The sequence below is a fragment of the Nocardioides albidus genome, from assembly GCF_006335005.1.
Classification (GTDB): Bacteria; Actinomycetota; Actinomycetes; order Propionibacteriales; family Nocardioidaceae; genus Nocardioides; species Nocardioides albidus.
Genome location: NZ_VDMP01000017.1, coordinates 64583 through 66084 on the forward strand (window position 1 = coordinate 64583; position 1502 = coordinate 66084).

General features: G+C 73.0%; 2 protein-coding genes. Both read right to left on the reverse strand.

Annotation, left to right across the window (positions count from 1 at the left end):
- Positions 1 to 48: 48 nt before the first annotated feature.
- Positions 49 to 504: a hypothetical protein gene (locus tag FHP29_RS04630; RefSeq protein ID WP_139621681.1), complete on the reverse strand. Its 456-nt coding sequence runs from the start codon at positions 502 to 504 to the stop codon at positions 49 to 51.
- A gap of 4 nt (positions 505 to 508) precedes the next feature.
- Complete coding sequence (locus FHP29_RS04635; RefSeq protein WP_139621682.1) at positions 509 to 1300, reverse strand: alpha/beta hydrolase; 792 nt, start codon at positions 1298 to 1300, stop codon at positions 509 to 511.
- Between the last annotated feature and the right edge of the window lie 202 nt (positions 1301 to 1502).

Consider the following 1502-nt stretch of genomic DNA (forward strand, 5'->3'; position numbering starts at 1 on the left):
TGCTCGTCGTCCTGTGCGCGTCGGCCCTGGCCTCGGCCTGGGGCGCGATCAGACGCGCGCCCCGTCGTCCCACGGGTCCCGCGGCGAGCCCGGGGTCGTGATCACGAGATAGCAGAAGCCGCCCACGAAGCCGCCGACGAGCAGCCAGCCCAGCCAGGTGGGCAGGCCGATGCCGAGCACCAGGCAGACCAGCAGCACGGTGGGTGAGCCGAAGACGCCCAGCCAGGCGAGCAGTCGGTCCGCCGGCGGCACCGGGACCGGGGGCGCCGGCTCGGGGACGAAGCGGTCCTCCTCGACCGGCTCGCCGTCGTACCGCTCCTCGTAGCGCTCGTCGGCCCCGTCATAGGCCCCGTCATGGGCCCTGTCATAGGCCTCGTCCTCGGCGTCGCGCACGCTCGGCGCGTCCGGCGGCTCGTCGGCCTGCTCCAGCTCGACGCGCTCGCCGTAGTTGTCGACGATCGCGCGCCAGGCGGCGTCGTCGTAGTCCGGGTCGTCCCGCTGCACCTTCTCAGGCTACGCCCGTGACCCGCGCGACGAAGGCCGAGGACTGTTCGAAGATCAGCGGCGCATCGTGGTCGAGCGTGGCGACGTGGAAGCTCTCCGGCAGGGCGACCCGGGTGACATCGGTCGAGGAGACCCCGTCGAGGACCAGCGGCTCCGAGGAGTCGTCGACCACGTGGTCCTCGGCCGAGCGGAAGTAGATGAGCGGGGCGGTGATCCGCGCCAGGTCGGACCGCAGCGAGGGCCACGCCTGCAGCAGGGAGTGGATGGCCTTGAGCGGCGTCCGGTCGTAGCCGCGCTCGTCCACCCCCGGCTTCTTGATGTCGTTGGCGATGGCCGGGAACGACGCAACCACGTGCTTGAGCACCGGCAGCAGCCGTACGTCGAGACGCCGGGTCGCGATGGCGGGGTTGACCAGCATCACGCCGGCCACCTCGTCCGGCCGGTCGGCGGCGAGGCGCAGCACGAGCGCCCCGCCCATCGAGAGTCCGCCGACGACGACCGCGTCGTGCTCGGCCCGCAGCGCCTCGAACGCCCGGGTCAGCGCGGCGTACCAGTCGCTCCAGCGCCGGGTGTTGAGCTCGCGCCACGTGGTGCCGTGCCCGGGCAGCAGGGGCACGGCGACGCCGTACCCGAGGGCGCCGAGGTGCTCGCCCCACGGCCGCATCGACGCGGGGGAGCCGGTGAAGCCGTGGCTGAGCAGCACGCCGATCCGGCGCCCGCCGGTCAACTCGGGACGGGCGGGGATGGTCAGGGGCGCGGTGACGTCGGTCCCGGGGTCGGGGATGCTCGGTGCCATGGGCGGGATTGTGCCGCACCCGTGAGCCACTAGGCTGCGACCAGGGGTGTCCGTCCCGACGGGCACCGGCCGCGCGGCGGCGCCGGATCACGGGGCTGAAGAGGGAAGGTCGATCGGTTGTTCTACTGGTTCTTGAAGTTCGTCGCTCTCGGGCCGCTGCTGAAGGTCGTCTTCCGCCCCCGGGCCGAGGGCGTCGAGAACG